This window comes from Arthrobacter sp. B6 (assembly GCF_001663775.1).
In the GTDB taxonomy this organism is placed as follows: Bacteria; Actinomycetota; Actinomycetes; order Actinomycetales; family Micrococcaceae; genus Arthrobacter.
The window spans coordinates 2,512,080-2,535,205 of sequence record NZ_KV467168.1; the positions used below are offsets into that span (position 1 = coordinate 2,512,080).

Annotated in this window: 14 protein-coding genes; 11 read left to right on the forward strand and 3 right to left on the reverse strand. The window is 64.1% G+C overall.

The genetic code is table 11. The features are described from left to right. Positions 1–147: 147 nt before the first annotated feature. The 11 genes from AU175_RS11075 to AU175_RS21375 all read left to right on the forward strand — a co-directional run bounded on the left by AU175_RS11075 (position 148) and on the right by AU175_RS21375 (position 19,282). A complete protein-coding gene (locus tag AU175_RS11075) occupies positions 148–921 on the forward strand; it encodes a DeoR/GlpR family DNA-binding transcription regulator (protein WP_066288616.1) in 774 nt (257 codons plus the stop codon). Next, positions 918–2,114 (forward strand): MFS transporter, encoded by a 1,197-nt coding sequence (locus AU175_RS11080; protein WP_066288621.1) that lies wholly within the window; start codon positions 918–920, stop codon positions 2,112–2,114. The genes AU175_RS11075 and AU175_RS11080 overlap by 4 nt, the downstream gene beginning before the upstream one ends. Positions 2,115–2,164: 50 nt before the next feature. Next, positions 2,165–3,661, forward strand: a complete 1,497-nt coding sequence (locus AU175_RS11085; protein ID WP_066288624.1) for a bifunctional phosphatase PAP2/diacylglycerol kinase family protein — start codon at positions 2,165–2,167, stop codon at positions 3,659–3,661. 186 nt (positions 3,662–3,847) lie between these two features. Then, a complete protein-coding gene (locus AU175_RS11090) occupies positions 3,848–4,792 on the forward strand; it encodes an ABC transporter ATP-binding protein (RefSeq protein WP_066288629.1) in 945 nt (314 codons plus the stop codon). A 3-nt stretch (positions 4,793–4,795) separates the two neighbouring features. Continuing rightward, on the forward strand, positions 4,796–5,698 hold the full coding sequence (locus AU175_RS11095) for an ABC transporter permease (protein WP_197497080.1): 903 nt from the start codon (positions 4,796–4,798) through the stop codon (positions 5,696–5,698). Positions 5,699–5,718: 20 nt separating this feature from the next. Then, positions 5,719–7,074 carry a sensor histidine kinase gene (locus AU175_RS11100; protein ID WP_066288630.1) on the forward strand — a complete coding sequence of 452 codons (1,356 nt, stop codon included), beginning with the start codon at positions 5,719–5,721 and terminating at the stop codon, positions 7,072–7,074. 53 nt (positions 7,075–7,127) lie between these two features. Continuing rightward, the gene (locus AU175_RS11105) at positions 7,128–7,763 is read left to right on the forward strand and encodes a response regulator transcription factor (protein WP_066290970.1); all 636 of its coding nucleotides are present in this window, start codon (positions 7,128–7,130) and stop codon (positions 7,761–7,763) included. 62 nt (positions 7,764–7,825) lie between these two features. Beyond that, a complete protein-coding gene (locus AU175_RS11110; RefSeq protein WP_066290973.1) occupies positions 7,826–8,716 on the forward strand; it encodes an intradiol ring-cleavage dioxygenase in 891 nt (296 codons plus the stop codon). 29 nt (positions 8,717–8,745) lie between these two features. Continuing rightward, positions 8,746–10,059 carry a M18 family aminopeptidase gene (locus tag AU175_RS11115; protein ID WP_066288632.1) on the forward strand — a complete coding sequence of 438 codons (1,314 nt, stop codon included), beginning with the start codon at positions 8,746–8,748 and terminating at the stop codon, positions 10,057–10,059. Between the two features lie 309 nt (positions 10,060–10,368). Then, a complete protein-coding gene (locus tag AU175_RS11120; protein ID WP_082979118.1) occupies positions 10,369–16,506 on the forward strand; it encodes a DUF4082 domain-containing protein in 6,138 nt (2,045 codons plus the stop codon). 55 nt (positions 16,507–16,561) lie between these two features. Continuing rightward, positions 16,562–19,282 (forward strand): WecB/TagA/CpsF family glycosyltransferase, encoded by a 2,721-nt coding sequence (locus AU175_RS21375; RefSeq protein WP_082979119.1) that lies wholly within the window; start codon positions 16,562–16,564, stop codon positions 19,280–19,282. A gap of 258 nt (positions 19,283–19,540) precedes the next feature. Here AU175_RS21375 and AU175_RS11130 read toward each other — a convergent pair whose 3' ends face one another. The 3 genes from AU175_RS11130 to AU175_RS11140 are packed head-to-tail and all read right to left on the reverse strand — an operon-like array spanning position 19,541 to position 23,075. Beyond that, positions 19,541–20,869: a hypothetical protein gene (locus AU175_RS11130; protein WP_066288636.1), complete on the reverse strand. Its 1,329-nt coding sequence runs from the start codon at positions 20,867–20,869 to the stop codon at positions 19,541–19,543. Positions 20,870–20,901: 32 nt separating this feature from the next. After that, the gene (locus tag AU175_RS11135; RefSeq protein ID WP_066288642.1) at positions 20,902–21,807 is read right to left on the reverse strand and encodes a hypothetical protein; all 906 of its coding nucleotides are present in this window, start codon (positions 21,805–21,807) and stop codon (positions 20,902–20,904) included. Beyond that, complete coding sequence (locus AU175_RS11140; RefSeq protein WP_231938529.1) at positions 21,795–23,075, reverse strand: O-antigen ligase family protein; 1,281 nt, start codon at positions 23,073–23,075, stop codon at positions 21,795–21,797. The genes AU175_RS11135 and AU175_RS11140 overlap by 13 nt, the downstream gene beginning before the upstream one ends. Positions 23,076–23,126: the final 51 nt, after the last annotated feature.

Genomic DNA, 23,126 nt, shown 5'->3' on the forward strand with positions numbered 1-23,126 from the left:
TTTCTGCGCATTTTTGGCCGACGCTCTCTCACCCAGTGAGAGAGCGTTGGCGGTTTTCTTGCAGGAAGTGAGAGAGCGTCGTGGCCGGGTAGATCCGCAAGTGAACACAGAAATGATTAAATAATCAGATCTTGTTAGCATTTGAGCATGAAGACCGAGGAGCGCCACCGCCTGATCGGTGAGTTGCTGCGCCGCCGGGCCGAGGTTTCGGTGGAAGAGCTCACGGGAGCCTGCGAGGCGTCAGGGGCCACCATCCGCAGGGACCTGGAAGTGCTCGCGTCCCATGGTGTCCTCCGGCGCGTCCACGGAGGTGCCAGGAGCCTGATCGTCCGTGGCGAAAACCCCGGGTACGGCCAGCGGGAACTCGAGGACCAGGCCGTCAAAATTCGGATTGCGGCTGCGGTGGCGGGGCTGCTCCGGGACCGTGAGCACGTCTGGCTGGACAGCGGAACCACCGCGACGGAAGTCGCCAGGACGCTGCGCGGCCGTGAGCTGACTCTGATGCCCATGTCCGTCCGCTCGCTGACTGCGGTGACCGGCGACGACCCGAATCCCGGCCAGCGGCCTGCCCTGCTCCTCCCCGGCGGCAGCCTGGTTCCTGGCGAGTTGTGCTTCCGGGGTCCGCTCGCGGAAGCCAACATCCGGTCCCTGCGCTTCGACACGGCTGTGGTCACACCATGTGCGCTCAACCTCAAAGACGGACTCCTGGCACACGACCTTGAAGACGCCGCTGTCAAAAGGGCAGGCCTCGAATCGGCCGCCCGCGTGATCGTTGCCTGCGCCGGTTCCAAATGGGATGCCAACGCTGTGGCGCTTGTGGCCCCGCTTGATTCGGTGAACGTGATCGTGACAGACAAAGACCTGAGTGCGGAAGAACTCGCACCCCTGAACAAGCTCTCGGTGGAAGTAGTAAAAGCATGAGCACCAACACCCGAATCAAGGCCAGCCCGTCCCTCAAGGCGGCGGCGGCCGCCACATTCATAGTCTTCGGAATCAACGGCCTGGTCTTCGCGAGCTGGGCGGCACGCATCCCTGCCGTCACCGAGACCCTGAACCTGACATCCGGCCAGATGGGGACACTCCTGCTCTGCACCGCCGTCGGTTCGCTGCTGGCGCTTCCGACGGCGGGCCTCGTGGTGGGCAGGCTGGGAACCGCTAATACCGTGCGGGCAGCCGGGGTGCTGGTGGCGTTGGCGGGCGTGGGCATTGCGTTGAGCCTCTCCGCCGAATCCGTCCCTGGCACTGCCGTGTGCCTGTTCCTCTTTGGCATCGGCATCGGCCTCTGGGACGTGTCCCAGAACATCGAAGGAGCCGACGTTGAGCACAAGATGCGCCGCACCATCATGCCCCAGTTCCACGCAGCCTTCAGTGGCGGGGCCTTCGTAGGTGCCCTGATCGGCGCCGGCCTCTCCACCCTCGGCATCGGGTTGCCGGTCCACCTCCTGGTCATCGCCGGGCTGGTTGCCGTCGTAGTGCTGGTGACGCCGCGGTACTTCCTGCCCCACCTCGCTGCCGCAGCACCCGCGGAGGGCGAGCCCAAGGTGGCCAAGGGACCCTCTGCGTGGCGGGACGGACGCACCCTGCTGATCGGCGTTGTGGTGCTCGGTGCGACGCTGACCGAGGGGGCAGGAAATGACTGGATCGCCAAGGCCTCCGTGGACGGGCTGGGCACTGCAGAGTCCACCGGCGCCCTCATGTTTGCCCTGTTTGTCCTGGCCATGACAGCCATGCGCTTCGTCGGAGGCAGGGTCATCGACGCGTACGGCCGGGCCGCTGTGCTCCGGGCCAGCATGGCTGCGGCCGCCGCCGGACTGCTGCTCTTCGTCCTGGCCGGCAACGTCTGGCTCGCGGCGGTGGGCGCCGCACTTTGGGGCATGGGCGCTGCCCTGGCCTTCCCCATGGGAATGTCGGCGGCCGCCGATGATCCCAAACATGCCGCGGCCCGCGTCTCGGTTGTATCCACTCTGGGGTATATCTCATTCCTCGCTGGTCCCCCGCTGCTCGGGTACCTCGGCGACCTCACCGGCATCCACCTGGCACTGCTGGCCATCCTGGCTCCAATCCTCCTTGCACTCCTGCTGGCGGGCGCCGCCAAGCCGTTGCCCGCCAAATAGGTCCGAGCCGGCCTGCCCGGAGGAAATGTTCCCGGCGGTAGGGTGGTGGCATGCAGATCAGGTGGCGCAGAGGTTCCGGCTGGATCGGCCGCTTAGACCGGCATCTGGTCCGGGGCGTTTCGGCATTCCCGGGCGGAAACCACGATGCCTTCTTTCGCCGCTTGTCCGCGTCGGCCAACCACGGAAAGCTCTGGATGGCCGCGGCAGCCGTAATGGCCGCCTTCCCGGGAAAACCCCGCCGTGCCGCCCTGCACGGACTGATCGCCCAGGCCGTGGCTTCCACCGTGACCAACGTGGGCTTCAAGACCCTCCTTCCCCGCGCCAGGCCCTTGCCGGAGCACCTTCCGGTCTTCCGGTTCGTCCATCCGCAACCCACCAGTTCATCCATGCCGTCAGGGCATTCGGCCTCCGCCATCGCCTTCGCGGTGGGAGCAGGACTGGTGAAGCCGGCAGTCGGGGCAGCCTTGGCGCCCGTGGCCGCTGCAGTTGCCTATTCCCGGGTCCACACCGGGGCGCACTGGCCATCAGACGTGTTCTTTGGTTCGGCAATCGGTGCGGGAGCCGCCTTGGTGACCAGGACATGGTGGCCCGTGCGTCCTCCGTTTCCCGAGGTCAGCCGCACGCCAACGCCGGCTCCCGAACTGCCCGGCGGCTTGGGGCTCAGCATTGTCGTGAACACCCTCGGCGGATCGTTCACCGAGGAGACCGCCGGTGCCCTCCAGGAAGTATTCCCTCAAGCGCATATCAATACCGTGGACGCCGGGGAAGACCTCGCCGCCCAGATCCAGGCAACTGCCACGTTCCCGGGGACGGTTGCGCTCGGCGTCTGGGGCGGGGACGGTACTGTCGGCGCTGCGGCGGCTGCCGCCGTCGGACATTCCCTGCCGCTGCTGGTCCTGCCGGGTGGCACACTCAACCACTTCGCCCGTGACGCGGGTACAGGCAGCCTGAAGGACGCCGTTATCGCGGCCAACCGGGGCGAGGCAGCCCTCGCAGACGTAGGCCTGGTAACCGTGGAGCGGGGTATGGCGGGCAATCCCGAGACGGCAGAGCTGATCATGCTGAACACCGCGAGCATAGGACTGTATCCCAACATGGTCAGGCGCCGGGAGATGCTGCAGCCCGCCCTGGGTAAGCCGCTGGCCGGAGTAGTGGCCATGTTCCGGACCTTCGCCGGAGGAACCCCTTCCACCCTGATCGTGGACGGCGTCCGGCACAAACTCTGGATCGCCTACATTGGCCGCGGCCGCTACTACCCCCGTGACCACGCGCCCCTGGTGCGGCCTGTCCTGGATGACGGCGTCCTGGATATCCGCATGATCACGGCCGATGAATCCTTCGCACGGCTCCGCCTGCTCTGGTCCGTCCTGACCGGAACAGTGGCCACTTCCCGGATCACGCACCTTACCGAAGCCTCCACGATCCGCATCGAATCGGACGGGTCACCGATGGTTCTGGCCGTCGACGGCGAGGCCCTGGCCGGGGTGCGCACGGCAGAGTTCCGCGTGGCGAACCGTGGCCTGGCATACTACTCGCCCCAGTCCTGAGGCCTGCGCGGAGTCGGATCCACCAGCCCCCTCCGGGCGATCCGGTCATCCATCGGGACTACCCTGATTCATCCCTGAATCATCCCTGAGACCGGCGAAATCCACGGGCTGCGTCTGTAGCGTGGTGGGTACACCACTCTCCGAAACATTCCCGCAGCCACGGGCTGCTGTTCGAAGGAACAATCCATGATCGAGGCAAAAGGCCTGACCAAGGTATACGGCGAAAAGACGGCCGTCTCCGGCGTCAACTTCACCGTCGAAGCCGGCCGCGTGACCGGCTTCCTCGGACCCAACGGTGCCGGCAAATCCACCACGATGCGCATGATCATGGGCCTGGACCGGCCCACGTCAGGCACGGTGACCGTCAACGGTGCACCGTTCGCCAGTCACGCAGCTCCCCTGCGTGACGTTGGCGCTCTGCTGGACGCCAAGGCCGTCCACACGAGCCGCACGGCCTACAACCATCTGCGGGCCATGGCCGCGACGCACAGCATTCCCAAAAAGCGCGTCCATGAAGTCATCGAGATGACCGGACTGGCCGATGTGGCCAAAAAGAAGGTCGGCGGCTTTTCGCTGGGCATGGGTCAGCGGCTGGGCATTGCCGCCGCACTGCTCGGCGACCCGCAGACCGTCATCCTGGACGAACCCGTGAACGGCCTGGACCCGGAGGGCGTGGTCTGGGTCCGGAACCTCGTCAAGTATCTTGCCTCCGAGGGACGCACCGTATTTCTGTCCAGCCACCTGATGAGCGAGATGGCTGTCACGGCGGATCACCTGATTGTGATCGGCCGCGGCCGGATCATCGCCGACGCGCCCATCCGGGACATCATCAACGGCAAGGGCCGGATCCGCACGCGGGTGCGCACCGACCAGCCGGACCAGCTGATGCAGCTGCTTGCCGGCGACGGCGTCTCCGTTGAGGTGCAGGAAAACGAACTGCTCGAGGTCACGGGCCTTGATCCCCGCCAGATCGCCCGCGCCGCCCTGGACAGCCGCGTCATGATCTACGAACTGACGCCGCTTCAGGCCAGCCTTGAGGAGGCCTACATGGAGCTGACCAAGGATGAGGTCGAATACCACTCACTGATCACCACGGGCCCCTCGGCTCCCGTCCAGTCCGGAGGCAACTAAGCCATGAGCTCAACCACCCTCGAACCCAACCCGTCCCGCCGCGGGGCGCACGCCGGCTCGGCGTCTTCCGGCAAGCTGCCCGGCGACGCCATCAGTACCGGCCCGGGCCCGTCCTTCCTCCGCGTGCTGAACTCGGAATTCATCAAGTTCCGCACCCTGCTGTCCACGCTGATCCTCCTCGCCTGCACCGTCCTGGTAGTGGTTGGCTTTGGCGCCCTGTCAGCCTGGGGTACCGGCCAGTTCGCCGAGGAAGCACTGCGCGACCCCCAGGCGGCCGCCTCGTTTGCCGCCCAGGGCGGGGACCTCGCCGTCGGGGTCCCGACCTCCGGCATTGCCTTCGCCCAACTCATCCTGGGCTCGCTCGGCGTGCTCCTGATGAGTTCCGAGTTCTCCACGGGAATGGCCCGCTCAACCTTCGCAGCCGTACCGAAACGGACGCCCGCTTTCGTGGCTAAACTGCTGGTGGTGATGCTGACGGCGTTCGTTGTCACCGTGGTCTCGGTGTATCTGGCCGGCCTGCTCTCGCTGCCGATCCTGGGCAACTACGACCTCAAGCTGGACCTCGCCAGCTCGCAGTCAGTCAAGATGCTGCTCGTCAACAGCGTCTACGTCGCTGCCGTAGCGGCCATTGGCATGGCACTGGGATCACTGCTCCGGAACTCGGCGGGCGGCATCATGAGCCTCGTCGGGCTGTTCTTCGTGGCACCGATTGCCTTCCAGCTGATCCCAGGAGACTTTTTCGTGCAGACCCGTAAATACCTTCCGGGGAATACGGTGGAGCCAATGACGGCCGTGCAGCACATGCCTGACACCCTGGAGGCGTGGCAGGCCGCCCTTGTCCTCGGTGCCTGGGTAGTCGTCCCGGTGGTTCTCGCCGCGGTTGTGCTGAAGAAACGCGACGTCTAGTCTGCAGCTAGGCTCAGACCATGAACGAAGCGGCACCAGTTAAGGACGCGCCGGCCGGACTGGCCGACGCGTCCTTTGCCGAAATCACGGCTAAACGGCGAGGTCTGCTGCGCCGGTACCTGTACCAGCATCCCTGGGTGATGGACGGTGTGGTGGCCCTCAGCTATGCGCTGCTGGTGGCTCCCACCGTGGTTGACGCCGTCTTGTCAGGCGCCTGGTTCGCGGCCGTGCTCCTCCTGGCGGTGGCAGCAGCGCTCTTCTTCCGGCGTTTCTACCCCGTGGCGCTCGTGGCCTTCATAGCCGTGGTCGAGGTAGCGGTGACGCTGCTCCATCCGTGGGGTTCCAATGTCTCTGCCGGACTGTGGTTCTCGCTTTACTCGGTGGCGGTGGTGCACACGCGACGGTTCGCCCTGATGACCATGGCGGTGGCCACGGCGCCGCTGGCACTGCTGTACCTGCTGGCCGCCGTCGGTCCCATGGAGAACTCCTTCGTCCACCACACCGGCGGCAACCCCGGCGACTTCCACCTCCTGACCAGCATCGCCACCGGGGCCACCATTGCCCTGTCCAACGTGATCGCCACCGGAATCGGCATCTCCGTGCGGCAGCGGCGGGAACACGAACAGGAAATCGCAGCCTGGGCGGCGCGGACGGCCAGCCTCGCCTCCGTGAACGAACGGAACCGGATCGCCCGGGAAATGCACGACGTCGTCGCGCACTCGCTGACGGTGATGATCAGCTTGTCGGACGGTGCCGCCGTCGTGGTCCGGAAAAGTCCCGATCGCGCCGGTGAGGTGCTCGGTGAACTCTCCCGGACGGGCCGGACCGCCCTGGCCGACATGCGGAGGGTGCTGGGCGTGTTGCGGGACGATGCAGGATTGACGGCACCGCGGCAGCCGCTGGCTTCCGGTGACAGCCTGAGGACACTCCTCGAAGGATTCCGCACGGCAGGGCTGCCGCTGCACTACTCCCATACGGGGCCTGCGCTGCCCGACGATGCTGCGTTCCAGCTGACCGTGTACCGGATCGTCCAGGAATCGCTCACCAACGTCCTGCGCTACGGGAGGTCGCTGGGCCGCGTGGACGTGGACATTATCCGGGCCGGTTCCACCGTCACCATTGAAGTGCTCGACGACGGCACGGGGGCAGCAGGCCAGGGAACCTCCGACGGCGGGCCGGGTTCCAGCACTGCCGGGGGCCTTCCCGGTTCCGGCCAGGGGCTTGCCGGAATGGCGGAGCGGGCCCGCATCTACTCCGGCACGGTGGAAGCCGGGTGGAGCAGCCGGGGCTGGCGCGTCCGCGCCGTCCTTGATTGTCCAGGCGACGAGCCCACGGAGCCGCTCAACCGTCCACCCCAACTGCAAGGCAAATCGTGACCCAGAACCAACCGACATCAGTCCTGCTGGTGGATGACCAGCCCCTGCTGAGGATGGGCTTCCGCCTCATCCTGGAGGGTGAGGACGACCTCCACATCGTGGGCGAGGCGTCCGACGGTGCCGACGCCATCCGTCAGGTCCGCGAACTCAACCCGGACGTAGTGCTCATGGACGTCCGGATGCCCGTACTGGACGGCATCGAGGCCACGCGCGCCATCACCACATCCGGATCGGGTGCCCGAATCATCATCCTCACCACCTTCGATGTGGACGAATACGCGTTTGCGGGGCTCCAGGCAGGCGCGTCCGCTTTCCTCCTGAAGGACGTGGCGCCGTCGGAACTGATCCAGGCCGTGCGCGTGGTGGCCAGCGGGGATGCGGTGGTGGCCCCGAGAGTCACGCAGCGGCTGCTGGAGACGTACGTCCGTGGTGCTGCCCGGCCTGCTCCCGCCGCGGCGCCGCGTGATCCGCTGCTGGAGGACCTGACGCCCCGCGAAACCGAGATGCTGGAGGCCATGGCGGAGGGTCTGTCCAACGCCGAGATAGCGCACAGGTATTTCCTCTCTGAAGCCACCGTGAAGACCCACGTCCGCCGCATCCTCACGAAGCTGCACCTGCGGGACCGCGTCCAGGCCGTGGTCTACGCCTACGAGACCGGCCTGGTGGTTCCGAGCAACCCGGACTACTGAGGCACAGGCAGCGCACAGGAGCACCCTATGCAGGCAACAGGCGGATGTCGTTCCATGGATCCATGACCAACCACGTTCCCCACCCCAACCACGACCGCGGCCTCGAATTCGACCTTTCCACCATGATGAGCCGCCGCTCACTCGGCATGTTCTTCGGCGCCGGAGGCGCCGCAGCCGCCCTGGCGGCATGCACTCCCGGCGGATCAGGCAGCACGGCGGGGACGACGACGCCGGCCGCCACGGAAAGTGCCGCGACGACCCCCGCGGCGACGGCCTCCGCCCCGCCGTCCGCTTCCCCAACGCTCACCCGCGCGATCGCCGAGTGCGGCGCGGAAATCCCCGAGGAGACGGCCGGTCCGTTCCCGGGTGACGGCTCGAACGGACCCAACGTCCTGGCAGCCTCGGGAGTGGTGCGGCAGGACATCACCGCAAGCTTCGGGACCGGCAGCGCCACGGCCGAAGGTGTGCCGTTGACCTTTACCCTGACACTGCTGGACAACGCCAACGGCTGCGTTCCCCTTGCCGGGGCCGCCGTCTACGCCTGGCACTGCGACCGGGAGGGCAGGTATTCCCTCTACGATTCAGGCCTGTCCAACGAAAACTACCTCCGCGGTGTTCAGGAAGCCGACGCCAACGGCCAGGTCACGTTCAGCTCCGTCTTTCCCGGCGCCTACTCCGGACGCTGGCCGCACATCCACTTCGAGGTGTTCGAGTCCATGAGCAATGCCACGGCGGCCGGACAGGTGCTTGCTGTGTCGCAGATTGCGCTGACCAAGGCCGCCTGCGACGACGTCTACGCCACCCCGGGCTACGAGGACAGCGCCGCGAACATGAGACGGACCACGCTGCAGTCGGACAACGTCTTCCGGAACGACGGCGGCGTCCACCAGCTGGCGACTATGACCGGCTCCGCCGCCACGGGCTACACGGCGGGCCTGAACGTCACCCTGTAGGCACCAGGCGCGGCGTTAGACTCGGAACCATGCCTTCACCTTCTGCCGCTGCAGACCACATCCAGGACCTGGGCGCGTATGTCAGCGCATCGCCGTCGAGCTTCCACGCCGTACGGGAGGCCGCGCGGCGGCTGGATGACGCCGGGTTCACCGGCCTGGACGAACTGCTGCCGTGGGAAGGCGGGACGGGCTCGTTCTACACAGTCCGTGACGGCGCGCTCATCGCGTGGGTGGTGCCCGAAGGCGCCGGGCCCGCAACAGGATTCAACATCCTGGGCGCGCACACCGACTCCCCCTCCTTCAAACTCAAGCCCAAGCCGACCACCGGAGCCCACGGGTGGCTGCAGGCCGGCGTCGAAATCTACGGCGGGCCGCTGCTGAACTCCTGGCTTGACCGCGAACTGCAGTTGGCCGGCCGGCTGGTCATGCTGGACGGCACCCAGCACCTTACGGCCACCGGTCCGATGCTCCGGTTCCCGCAGCTGGCCATCCACCTGGACCGAAACGTAAACGACGGCCTCACGCTGGATAAGCAGCGGCACATGAACCCGGTGTGGGGGCTGGGCAACCCGGCTGAGGTGGACCTGCTGGCTGTCTTGGCATCCCATGTGCCTGATGTGTCGGTTGACCCTGCGCAGATTGGCGGGTACGACGTCGTTATGGCGGACACGCAGCCGCCCGCGGTTTTCGGTGCCCACGGAGAGTTCTTCGCCTCCGGCCGCCTGGACAACCTTTCGGCCACGCATGCGGGGCTGGTGGCGCTGGCCGCGCACGCTTCGTCTGCTTCCGCCGGCGCTGCCTCCGGGGGACCCATTGCCGTCCTTGCGGCATTCGACCATGAGGAAATCGGCTCCAATTCCCGGTCCGGGGCGTGCGGGCCGGTCCTCGAGGACGTGCTGGTCCGCATCTCCGAGGGCCTCGGCGCAACGGTGAGCCAGCGGCGGCAGGCGCTGGCGGCGTCGTTCTGTGTTTCCGCGGACGCCGGGCACGCCGTCCACCCCAACTACGCCGAGCGGCACGATCCCGCCAACCAGCCGGTGCTCAACGGCGGGCCGCTGCTGAAAATCAACGCCAACCAGCGGTACGCCACGGACGCCAACGGCGCTGCCTTCTGGGCCCGGCTGTGCGCCGAGGCTGACGTGCCCTACCAGGAGTTCGTGTCCAACAACGTGATGCCGTGCGGCTCCACCATCGGCCCGCTGACCGCAACGCGCTTGGGCATCCGGACAGTCGACGTCGGGGTTCCGCTGCTGTCCATGCACTCCGCCCGTGAGCTCTGCGGCGTGGAGGACCCGCGGCGGCTGGCTGCGGTAACGGAGCTGTTTTTCGCGACGGCGATGTAAAGGCTCGAATCTCCTTGAATCCTCACCACAAAGCTGGTGCGGGTTCCCACATAGTCGCTCGGCTTGGCTAGTGGTTGAGAGCGGCCGAGCCTACGGTTGAAAAATACGGATGCCCTATGGGCATGCGGTCCATGGTTCCGGGCCGCATGGCGGAGAGACCCGACTGTCTCGCCACCCGCAGGGCACCGGTAACAACTAACTGAACGCGACAGTCAGGTACCGGGAAGCCGGTGCCACTGGCAGGACAGGGGAGTGCAGACCCCCGGATCCTGCCGCTGCGTGGTTGTGCCGCGACTATGGAGCCGAAAAATGAAGTCTGCACCCGGATTGTTCCCCCGGCGGATCCTCAAGCAGGGCGTCCCTGCGCTGATCCTCGCGTTGATCGTCTCCACACTCTCCATCGCAGCCGATCCGTCGCTGTTGGCTCCTGCCCGGGCCGCAGGTCCGTGCGATGCGCCGGTGGTCAGCAAGGTTGCCTGCGAGAACACGCAGCCCGGCAGTCCGGCGTCCGAATGGCAGGTCGCGGGAGCGGGCAGCAGCACCATCCAGGGCTACGCGACGTCGATGAGCGTCAACGTTGGGCAAACGGTGACCTTCAAGGTCAAGACCACAGCCTCGGCCTACCGCGTCGACATTTACCGTCTGGGTTACTACCAGGGGCTGGGGGCCCGCAAAGTCGCCGCCAATATTCTTCCGTCAGTGCCGCTGCCGCAATCCCAGCCCAACTGCCTCACCTACTCTGCGACCGGCCTGATTGATTGCGGAAACTGGGCGGTGTCCGCCTCATGGCAAGTGCCGGCGTCGGCCGTTTCCGGCGTTTACCTTGCGCGCCTGGTGCGCACCGACGTGAGCGCTGCCAGCGTCATTCCGTTTGTGGTGCGCGACGACGCGGCTCACTCCGATCTGCTGTTCCAGACCTCAGACTCCACCTGGCAGGCATATAACACCTACGGCGGAAACAGCCTCTACGGCTGCACGGTGGCCTGCCCGCCGGGCAATCCACAGGCCTACAAGGCTGCCTTCAAGGTGTCCTACAACAGGCCGTTCACCACGGCTGGGGAAGCCCAGGGCCAGAACTGGCTGATGTATGCCGAATACCCCATGATCCGCTTTATCGAGGCCAACGGCTACGACGTCAGCTACATGAGCGGGTTGGACGTGTCCACCAAGGCCCCCTTGCTGTTGAACCACAAGGCCTTCCTTTCAGTCGGCCACGATGAATACTGGACCGCGGAGCAACGGGCAAATGTTGAGGCCGCCCGTGACGCCGGCGTGCACCTGGCATTCTTCAGCGGCAACGAGATGTTCTGGAGGACACGTTGGGAGCCCAGCTCGGCGGGGACCGCAACGGCGGGGCGCACCATTGCCTCGTACAAGGACACGCACTTCAACGGCCCTACCGACCCTGTCTCCTGGACCGGTACCTGGCGCGATCCACGCTACGGTACAGCCACCGGCGGCGGAAACCCCGAAAATGCGTTGACCGGGCAGTACTTCGTGGTGAACTCCGGGACAACCGATATCGAAGTCCCTGCTGCCTTCAAGCAGCTCAGGCTGTGGAGGAACACTTCGATCCCCAGCCTCGCAAACGGGGCCTCAGCAACGCTGGGGGCCGGGTCCGGCACATTGGGCTACGAGTGGGACATCGATGCTGACAACGGCTTCAGGCCGCCTGGCCAGTTCAGGTTGTCGCATACCACCAGCACAACGGCGGAGGTCTTCACCGACTATGGGTCCAGCACTCAACACGGGGGAACGGCCACCCACAACCTGACAATGTACAAGGCCACCAGCGGCGCTCTCGTCTTTGGCGCCGGAACAATCCAGTGGTCCTGGGGTCTGGACTCCTACACCACAGGCAAAGCCGTGGACCGGAACATGCAGCAGGCCACCGTCAATCTCTTTGCGGACATGGGGTCACAGCCCGCCACACTGACATCCGGCCTTGTGGCCGCCCAACCTTCAGCAGACACGGTGGCACCGACTTCAGCCGTGACGTCCCCGGCTGCCGGTGCTACGGTGGCCGACAGCACGATCCTTACAGTGTCCGGGACAGCCTCCGACACGGGTGGCGTAGTAGCCGGCGTGGAGGTGTCCACCGACGGCGGAACAACCTGGCGCCGCGCGAACGGCACCACTAACTGGTCCTACAGCTGGAATGCCCACGGGAGCCCGACGTCGGTCCTGCGCTCCAGGGCAGTCGACGACAGCGGCAACCTGGAGTCGGGATCACCCGGAGTGCCGGTCAACGTTGCGTGTCCCTGTTCCCTTTCCGGATTGAACTTCGCGCCTGCAGCACCTGACTCCGGGGACACCGGCTCCATAGAAGTCGGCGCGAAATTCTACTCCGACGTTGCCGGCACGATCAGTTCAGTCCGGTTCTTCAAATCTGCGAAAAATACCGGCACGCACGTTGGCAGCGTGTGGAGTGCTGCTGGCCAAAGGCTGGCCAGCGCAACGTTCACGGGTGAATCTGCCACCGGCTGGCAGACCGCCACATTGTCGCCCCCGCTGGCCATCACGGCCAACACGCATTATGTGGTGTCGTACTTCGCGCCGTCAGGCCACTACGCCCAGGATCTCGGGTACTTCTACAACAACCCGTCCCCCACAGGCGGGAGCAACTCACTCGACAGCGCGCCCCTGCATTTTACGCGAAGCCTTCCCGGAGCCCCCAACGGTTTCTACCGGTACGCCTCAACGTCGAGTTTCCCGGATCTGATGTATGACGCCGAGTACTACTGGGTGGATGTAGTGTTCACCCCTTCGGGAACCGTGGCGCCCGCGGTCTCGTCGGTGTCACCCGTGAACAATGCCTCGGGTGTGGCCGTAAGCACCAAGCCAGCTGTCACGTTCAACCAGGCAGTGACTGCCGGCTCCGTGGCCTTCACGCTGAAGAATGCAGCCGGTGCCACAGTGGGCGGTTCGCTGGCGCACGATGCGGCAACGAACACTTCCACGTTTACTCCCACAAATGTCCTGGAATACAGCACCGCCTACACGGCCACTGTCAGTGGGGCGCGTAATTCTGCCGGCCAGACCATGGCTGCCCCCTACACGTGGACATTTACAACGGCCCCGCCTCCGGCGGCGCCCTCAGTGTCGTCGGTGTCGCCGGCGAACAATGCAACCGGCGTTGCTGTGGACGTCAAGCCAACAGCGACGTTCAACCAGGCCGTAACGGGCTCCTCGGTTGTCTTCGGGGTCAAGGGTCCAAACGGCAGCACGGTTGCCGGCAGTGTGGTCCATGACGCAGCGACCAACACGTCGACCTTCACTCCCGCAGCGGTCCTCGCGCACGGCACTGCCTACACAGCCACAGTCAGCGGTGCTGCCAACGCGGCGGGGCAGGTCATGACGTCACCGCATTCCTGGAGCTTCACCACGGCCGCCGCACCTGCTGCCTGCCCGTGCTCTGTCTTCAGCCCAACGGCCGTTCCGGCTGTCGCGTCAGAAAACGACACCAATGGCGTCGAACTGGGCATGAAATTCCGCTCGGACGTCGCGGGCAATGTCACCGGGGTGCGTTTCTACAAGGGAACGGCCAACACCGGAACCCATACCGGTCACCTGTGGTCCGGGACCGGGACGCTGCTTGCGTCCGTCACATTCACCGGCGAGAGTGCTTCCGGCTGGCAACAGGCGAACTTCTCCAGCCCCGTGAATATCGCGGCGAATACCACTTACGTGGTTTCCTACCACGCGCCCGTTGGCCGCTACGCAGCCAACAGCGGATTCTTCAGTACGTCCACGGACAGGGGCCCGCTCCATGGCCTGGCCAGTGGAACGGACGGGCCAAACGGAGTTTACCGCTACGGCGCTTCAGGTTTTCCCAACCAGAGCTACAACAACACGAACTACTGGGTGGACGTGGTCTTCAACAACACACCGTCCAGCCCGGCACCCGCCGTCACCTCGGTGACGCCAGCGAACGCCGCAACGGGCGTTCCGGTTGAGGTCAAACCCACTGTCTCCTTCAACCAGGCCGTGACCCCCTCGTCTGTGGTGTTCTCCGTGAGGGATGCCGCCAATGCCGCGGTTGCCGGTTCCCTGGCCTACGACGCGGCGACCAACACCTCTACGTTCACGCCGGCGGCGGCACTTTCTCACAGCACCACGTACACGGCGACGGTCAGCGGGGCCACCAACGCCGCCGGGCAGTCTATGAGTCAGCCATACTCCTGGACGTTCACAACCGCCGCGGCGGCCGTGCTGCCTGCTGTTTCCTCGGTGGTGCCGGCGAATAACGCCACATCCGTGGCGGTGGGCGTGAAGCCCGCGGCGACGTTCAACCAGGCGGTGACGCCATCGTCTGTGGTGTTCTCCGTGAGGGACGCCGCCAATGCCGCGGTTACCGGTTCCCTGGCCTACGACGCGGCGACCAACACGTCTACGTTCACGCCGGCGGCGGCACTTTCTCACAGCACCACGTACACGGCGACGGTCAGCGGGGCCACCAACGCCGCCGGGCAGTCTATGAGTCAGCCATACTCCTGGACGTTCACAACCGCCGCGGCGGCCGTGCTGCCTGCTGTTTCCTCGGTGGTGCCGGCGAATAACGCCACATCCGTGGCGGTGGGCGTGAAGCCCGCGGCGACGTTCAACCAGGCGGTGACGCCATCGTCTGTGGTGTTCTCCGTGAGGGACGCCGCCAATGCCGCGGTTGCCGGTTCCCTGGCCTACGACGCGGCGACCAACACCTCTACGTTCACGCCGGCGGCGGCACTTTCTCACAGCACCACGTACACGGCGACGGTCAGCGGGGCCACCAACGCCGCCGGGCAGTCTATGAGTCAGCCATTCTCCTGGACGTTCACAACCGCCGCGGCGGCCGTGCTGCCTGCTGTTTCCTCGGTGGTGCCGGCGAATAACGCCACATCCGTGGCGGTGGGCGTGAAGCCCGCGGCGACGTTCAACCAGGCGGTGACGCCATCGTCTGTGGTGTTCTCCGTGAGGGACGCCGCCAATGCCGCGGTTACCGGTTCCCTGGCCTACGACGCGGCGACCAACACGTCTACGTTCACGCCGGCGGCGGCACTTTCCTACAGCACCACGTACACGGCGACGGTCAGCGGGGCCACCAACGCGAGCGGCCAGACCATGAGCGCGCCGCACTCCTGGACGTTCACAACCGCCGCAGCTCCGGCTGCATGCCCCTGCTCGGTCTTCAGCCCGAGCGCTGTCCCGGCAACTGTCGTGAATGATGATGCCAACGACGTCGAGCTCGGGATGAAGTTCCGGTCCGATGTGCCAGGCACTGTCAATGGCGTGCGTTTCTACAAGGGCAGTTCAAACACCGGGACGCATACGGGTCATCTTTGGTCAGCGACCGGAAGTCTTTTGGCATCCGTCACCTTCGTTGATGAGACAGCGTCCGGCTGGCAAGAGGCGCTGTTCTCAGCACCGATCCCCATAGCCGCGAACACCACTTACGTCGTGTCGTACTACGCGCCGGAAGGCTTCTACTCCTCGAACAGCGGCTACTTTGGCACTTCTGCGGACAGGGCGCCGCTGCATGGACTGGCCGCAGGCATTGACGGAGCCAATGGCGTCTACCGCTATGGGGCTTCCGCCTTCCCCACCGACAGCTACAACAACACCAATTACTGGGTGGATGTTGTGTTCAGCACGAGCCCGGATGGCGCCGCTCCCGCCGTGGCGGCAGTCTCGCCTGCCAACAACGCCACTGCGGTAGCGGAGGGAGTGAAGCCGGCGGCAACGTTCAACCAGGCTGTCACCGGTTCCTCCGTGGTGTTTACGCTCAAGGATGCTGCCGGGACGGCCGTGGCGGGTTCGGTGGCACACGACGCTGCGACGAATACGTCCACGTTCACTCCCGCCAGTGTGCTGGCGTTCAGCACCGCCTACACCGCAACCGTCAGTGGTGCCAGCAACGCTGACGGTGCGTCCATGAGTACCCCCTTCTCCTGGAGTTTCACCACCAGGGCAGCGCCCGCAGCATGCCCCTGCAGCGTCTTCAGTCCGACGTCGGTACCCGCCACGGCAAACACGAACGATAAACGTGCCGTGGAAGTGGGCATGAAGTTCCGCTCCGACGTAGCCGGAACGGTCACGGGCGTCCGGTTCTTCAAGGGCAGCACCAATACGGGGACGCACGTCGGCCACCTTTGGTCACGCACGGGGACTCTGTTGGCCTCCGTCACCTTTACCGGCGAAACAGGCTCAGGCTGGCAGCAGGCCATGTTCTCCTCGCCTGTTGCAATCTCGGCCAACACCACCTACGTCGTGTCCTACTACGCGCCCGTGGGCTCCTATTCATCAACCAGGGACTACTTCACCAGCGCCGCCGACAGCCCTCCCCTTCATGGCTTGGCGAGCGGTGTTGATGGGGCCAACGGTGTCTACCGCTATGGCACAACCGGCTTCCCCACGGACAGCTTCAGGAGCACCAACTACTGGGTTGATGTCGTTTTCAACCGGTCCTAGAGCTGCGGACTGCATCACCGTTTCTTAGCCCAGTCCCAACGAAAGGCGAAGCAACATGACCCTGTCAGGTTCCCTCCGGGGACTCCAGCACGCGGCATTGCTGCGGCCGGTGCGCCAGCGTCCGGCTCTGACCCGCCAGACCGACGAACGTGAAGCACGGCGTGGCGCCGGTGAGGGGGTGACGCTTGGGGGCGTCCCAGTTAAGCTCCTGGAGTTCGATGAAGCCGTGGACCTGATCATTGAGAGGGCAGTCAACGAAGGATTACGGCCCCTCGGCATTGCTTCGGCCAACCTCGACCATATAAAGCACTTTGGTCAGGGCAGCCGGTGGGAGGACACCCTGGAACGCCAAACGTCGGTTGAATGGTTGACGCTCCTCGATGGTGCTCCGTTGGTGACCCAGGCGGAAAACATCACGGGACGGCCATGGCCCCGGCTTGCTGGCAGTGACCTCATCTGGCCGGTCCTTGACGTAGCAGAAGCCAAGGGACTCACCGTTGGCTTCGTGGGTGGGACACCGGAAGTGCATGCACAGATTAGGGATAGGTTCGCGACCGCTCATCATGAACTGAAGGTAGCCGGCTGGTGGGCACCGGAGCGCAGTTCCCTCTCGGATGCCGAGGCCTCGGAAGCCTTGGCAGCCGAGATTCGGGAATCAGGGCCTGACATCCTGGTGGTCTGCCTCGGCAAGCCCCGCCAGGAGCTTTGGATCTCTGAATATGGACACTTGACCGGTGCCAAGGTGATGCTCGCCTTTGGCGCGGTTGTGGATTTCCTCGCTGGAAGGGTCCGGAGGGCACCAAGCACTGTGCGCCGCCTGGGCATGGAATGGGCGTGGAGGCTGGCTCTCGAGCCCCGCCGCCTTGCTAACCGCTACCTTGTGGATGGTCCCGAGGCCTACGTCAGGCTCCGGCGGTTCAGCGGAGCCGTTCGCAGTGACGGCAATGCCAGCATCCCTATCGCGGCAGCGGGGCCCTTCAAAGCAGGGGTTCGCGCAGCTCCTGGAACCAGTGGAAGCTTCCTACCTGTTTCGCAACATACCGATGTCGCTGTGCTTGTTGTGACCTACAACAGCGAAAAAGACATTCCCGGGCTGCTTAAGAGCCTGCGGACAGAAACCACAGACCAGTCCATAAAGGTGATTGTGGCCGACAACTCACCGACACCAGCGACACTGCGGATGCTGGCCGACGAGACTGATGTTTTTGCGTTCCCCACTGGCGGAAACCTGGGTTACGCCGGCGCCATCAACGCGGCCATGACCGAGGCGGGCACGGCAGATGCGTACCTCGTGCTCAATCCCGACATGCGGGTTCGACCTGGCTCGGTCGCTGCGCTTAGGGGACGAATGTCTTCCTCCGGAGCGGGCGTGGTGGTTCCACTATTACTCGACGACGACGGAACCGTGTACCCGTCGCTGCGGCGGGAGCCCAGCGTATCCCGGGCAATTGGCGACGCCGTCATGGGGAGCAAGCTGCCTGGGCGTCCAGGGTGGATGTCCGAGATTGACTTCGACACCGAAAGTTATGCCCACCCGCACAAGGTGGATTGGGCAACAGGGGCCGCTCTGCTGATTAGGGCAGATGTCGCGGAGAAGGTGGGCAACTGGGACGAAGAGTACTTCCTCTACTCGGAGGAAACGGACTTTCTCCACCGAGTGCGCGCAACGGGCTCTGAAGTATGGTTTGAGCCCCATGCCCGCATGGTCCACTGCCGGGGAGCGTCAGGATCTTCTCCCGCGTTGGACGCGCTTTTGGCCGCCAACAGGATCAGGTACATCCGCAAGTTCCGACCAATGGGCTACGCCCGTGCATTCCGGGCAGCCGTGCTGCTCTCTGCGCTGCTGCGCACGCCGTTGCCACACGGCGGGGAAATCCTCGCCGCCATGGCCCGCGAGAAGCGTTGGGACCGGCTTCCGCACGCCGCCCGCTATGAGGAACCCGCCGACTGTCACAGCCGCATTCCAACGGGTGCGGTGATCATCCCCGCCCATAACGAGGCCTCGGTGATCCGCCGGACCCTTGAAGGGCTTTCGGGCTCTGTTGCCGCGGGTGCGCTGGAAGTCATCGTTGCCTGTAACGGTTGCGAGGACGCGACAGCAGCCATTGCACGCTCATTCCCTGGCGTCCATGTCATTGACGTGCCGGAGGCATCCAAGGTCGCAGCCCTGAACGCGGGAGACGCAGCTGCCACCCGGTGGCCCAGGCTTTATCTGGATGCCGACGTCGAGCTACCCGTCGAAGCGTTGTACACCACCCTCGAACTGTTGTCCCGCGGCGGCACCGTACTATGCGCCAGGCCTACCTTCGTCTATGACACCGACGGCGCGACCTGGCCCGTTCGCGCATATTACCGTGCGCGGCAGCGCCTGCCGCTGACTTCGCAATCGATATGGGGTGCAGGTGTCTACGGCCTCAATCGGGCCGGCCATGACAAACTTGGACATTTTCCAGCCGTGACGGCCGATGACTGCTTCATAGACCGGCTCTTTAGCGAGACGGAGAAAGCGATCCTTGAAGGCGCCCCTGTGACAGTCAGGACGCCGCGATCGGCGAGGGCGCTGCTGGCCACCCTGAAAAGGGTGTACCGCGGCAATGCGGAATTGCGCGGGATGGAAGGGTCGCACACGCGCCAGACGGTGCGCGAACTCACCAGGACCGTTCACGGACCCTTCTCCGCTATTGATGCGGCCGCCTATACAGCCTTTGCGCTGCTAGGACGCTTGTCTCCGCGTCACCGCGACGTTTGGGAGCGCGACGACTCCAGCCGAGGCTGAAGCAATACATGCGGCATGTCGCACAGGCCGGCGTTCAGCGGCACACGTGCTGGTTATGCTCTTGGAATGACGGCAGATGAGCGACGCCAGATGATGGGCGGATTACCTGTGGTCGGATAAGTCATCGTGGGCGCCACCCGGAACAGTGCTCCGATCCTGCCATCAAACCGCCAGCCGTCATATACGTCCGCCGCCGCTGCCCACACAGTGCGTCCGCCACCGACGCCTGCACACACCCTGACGCGACCTATAAGCCAGCTAGGGCATGCAAAGCCCTGCGGCTCCTTCGATCTTGTATATATGGACAGAGTTTCCGTCTTCAAAGGAATCCTGGAACGATCCTTTCTCCATCATGATCGTTCGGTCTTCGTCAACCACACTGACGGTCCCTCCGCCCTTTGCCAGGCACGGCAGTTCAAAGAGTGTCTCGTGGCCGGATGCTTGTGCGGAGCCAGCGAATATGAAGAGAGAGCCATCATGGACTTTGACGGCGGTGTCGACATCATCCGTGTGTGTCACGGCATCATCGAGGAAGGGCGCATTTAGTACGGGTGCAAGCCCAGCCAATTGGCGATTCAATTCACCGACCGCCGTCCTGACCTTTTCACCACACGGATCCCGAAGTACGTGAAACGACCGACAGTCCCCGCCGAAGCTGTGGTTAAAGTAAACAATTCCCCTTGCCCCGTGAATGATACTGCTCCAAACCGCCGCACGAATTTGTGCGCTTGTCACCGGTTCGATGGAATTTTCGAACGGTTGGCCAACTTCGATAAACGCCCAGACAGGTTTGGTGCCTGCCGGCCGCACAAGGGATCGAACCCGGTCAACAGTCCAGCCGTAATTCGCTGCGAGCCTGCATTCATTTTCTGCCAAGCCCCGATCCCCTTCGAGCAGCGCGCCGCCTTCACTCTGCCCGCAAATGTTGGGATCGGTGAACCAATAGTTGTCGGCAGACACGACGTCCTGGAATTCATTGACGAAGACGGCAGCTTCATCGTCCGACTCCCAAAATGTGACGCCCTTGCCATAGTTTGCGTAAGTCATCTTGGAACTGTCCACTGCATCTGAAAGCTGGCGCTGCAGGGTATATCCACATTTGGTGCCATCGGGAGTGCAGGCGGGCCCCTGACCCGGCCAGTTGCCGGTCCATAAAGCGTCACCTGGGCCAGCCCACATATCAGGCTCATCGGCCAGCACAGCCCCGTTGTCTTTATCGGAGGGATAGCTCGACAAGACATGCGGATCGTCCTGGCCCAGTATTTCGAGATTCGAGTCAGCGGTGAGATCAACGTAGAGGTTGATTCCGACGGCCTTGTCTACGTTGATTTCCTCCCGGGATTTCACGCTCTCCAGCCAGACCCCTGTAGGAAAGTAATCAGCCGCGGTTGGCAAGGGATTGTCGAACTGGCCATAGTAGCCCGGACCCCCGTCTATGGGGCGCAATGTTCGTGGACCGGCAGCTTCGTTTCTTTCAGTTGCAAGTTTGCCGGGCTCGTTAGCACCACTCCCCAGGCAGCCAGAAACGAGGACTGCCGTAACAGCCAAAGCAACAATAAGTTCAATATGGTTTCGTCGTGTTCGCATTATCTTGCTCCCCGATAGCCCCTGAGAACGCGTCACCTGACACGCGCGTCTTCGCGAAATGAAACTAACTCACTAGCTTCGCCCGACCGGGCCCCATCAGCCGCGCCCGCTCCGCTAACGATTGCTGGAGCCGGAACAACGCTTGGTTCTACCGGCGGACTGGCTTGGCTCTTCCGCGTCGAACGGCGTGACATGGGCTGAAGAGTGCGGTCAGGTTCGGGCTCAGGGTCGGGCTTGCCGCGCGCAGGTGCCTCACCGGGCCCGGAAGCGGCCGTTTCTCCTGATGGATTATCCGGACGCCGACCTTGACGCCTTATCTTCACCGACCGCGCCACCGAGACAGCGCCGAACAGTAGGACGCTGCCGGCGATTCCGACCATGATGAGGGAGCGCAGCCGATTGGAGAACAGTTCCTTTGCAGGACCAGGGCCGCGAACAAGGATGGTGGTATAGAGGTAACGATCATCTGCGCCATTGATCTTCTGAACAGAGTTCAGGGTGGATGTGAATTGATCGCCTACCAGTTTGGCCGTCGCTACGGCCTCGGTTTCCACGTCAGAGGAAGCGCTGACCGTGACCAAGCCCATGCCGAGGCTGGCAACAGGGGCAATCTTGTAGTTAGTCGCGAACCCGGCTTCCTTGAGTTGGTCGACGTACGCTGGATCGGTGAGTTTGGTGATCACCACCTGCGCCAACAAGGAACTGTCGTTGCTTCTCAGGTAGGGATTATCCGAGTTTAACTTCGCCAGCGCCGAGTCTTGCTCCAATTCCATGGCAGTGGGCGTGTCAGGTGCGGCCAGCGCATATGATACTGATGCTTCGTAGGTTCGTGGCGCAAACAGGTACACGTAGACGCATGCCACACATGTCAGGACGATCACGGGCAAGGCCACCCATTTATGGCGCCAGACAGTGGCCAGGACTGTTAACGGGTCCATGGTTCTTCCTTACCTTTCACTTTTGCCCGTGAGGGCGACGATCCCGCCGGCGGAGGCGCGGATAGTTGGTTTTTGACCAGGATCCAGACGACCCCGCTGAGCCCCACAAAGAACGGGCAAATTAACGCGAACGTCTGAAAGGACATGGCATCGAAGGTTCCTGCGGAAACCGCGGCAATAAGCATGGCCGCTCCCACCGCACCGCCGAGTACGCGGATCTCTTGGATGTCCGCATGGTGAGCGGCGGTAAGGGCGGCGAACAATGGCGCCAAGAAGTACGCAAGCAAGGCCGCTAAACCAATTCCGCCCATGGTCGCTACGGTGAGCAGGTATTGATTATCGAATATGTTCTTTGCATCGGTGGGTATCCACGTCCCCGGGCCGAGTCCCAGCCAGGGTCGCTCGAAGAAAAGCTGCCAAGCCAGGGGGTAGTCGTCCGTACGGTAAGTGATGGAGGAATCGGATGACCCAGCCGTTGCCGAGGAAAAGAACGTGGTCACCATTCCCGGGACGAAAAGAAACAGGGCTGTCGCTCCCGCCGGCACGGCCACGAAAGCCCATTGCCTTGCAAGCTTCGGCAAATACGGAATGATCACTGCAGCCGCGATCGCCAGACCGATAAGACCGGTACGTGACACCGTGATGACATTCCCGGCGAAGAGAAGAAGTGGCACGGCGAAGCGCAACCAGAGGCGCGCTCGTTCATCGAACAGCCCCCACCAGATCGACAAGGGAAGCAGCATCGAGCAAACGACGCTGAGTTCAATCGGATGCATGGTCGTTCCCGCAACGCGCATGAAGGCCTCGCGGCTTTGGAACGCCGTGCCAGAGCCATTGTCCTGGAACCCGACCATCATGCTGGCGATCCACTCCATGGGGTTGACCCTTAGCGTGAACTGAATGATCGCGACCACGCAGCAAAAGACCGCACCGCCCATCGCCCAACGAACAACCGACTTCACGCCGTCGATGGTTTTGAGTGTCTCGGTGGTCAGGGCAGTTACGCCGGCGCCGGCGACTATCAAAATGAGCCATCGATCCGCAGCTGCACGCTGAATGTCGTCATTACCCCCGCTAAACCCTGCGAACATGGCCGCATAGCTTGCGCACGAGGCGATGATCCAGAAGAGCAGGGCAGCGCGGCCTGGATGTCCGTGCGGGAGGGGGTCGTGCAGGCCAAACCCCGAGGAGACCAGCCAGAGCAAGAACACCGCGACGGCGAGCAGTTGCCCAACGCTGCCACTCGCCCCGAAGGCCGGAATGACCATATACGAGGGGAGGACGAGTATTGAGACTATAAGGACCTTCAGGACGGCGGG